This is a genomic window from Cupriavidus sp. SIMBA_020, assembly GCF_046535395.1.
Classification (GTDB): Bacteria; Pseudomonadota; Gammaproteobacteria; order Burkholderiales; family Burkholderiaceae; genus Cupriavidus; species Cupriavidus campinensis.
Genome location: NZ_JAWRWU010000520.1, coordinates 1 through 274, shown reverse-complemented (window position 1 = coordinate 274; position 274 = coordinate 1). Strand labels below are relative to the sequence as shown.

1 protein-coding gene is annotated in these 274 nt (G+C 55.5%); it reads right to left on the bottom strand.

The window, feature by feature from the left end:
- A partial coding sequence (locus SB751_RS30320) for a hypothetical protein (RefSeq protein WP_410749061.1) occupies window positions 1-274 on the bottom strand: 274 nt, incomplete at both ends.

Below are 274 nucleotides of genomic sequence, written 5' to 3'. Positions count from 1 at the left end.
CAAGCCTCTTGATCACCTCATCGGATCTCGCGGTGTCGAACGAATCTTCGAAACGCGCAATCTCGTCAGGCGAACCGCTATCGGCAACATATAAAGCACGCTCGAACATGACCGATACCGACGCATCAAGAGTCGCGACCTCGAAACCTGGCCAGTCCCACGGAGTCTTTAGCTCAACCAGAGGATGTCCGTGGTCGCACACCCAGCCAGTGACCTGCTCGTCATTCGCGTCTGCAATGCTGACCTGATACCAGTTCTTGTTTGCTGCTTCGGC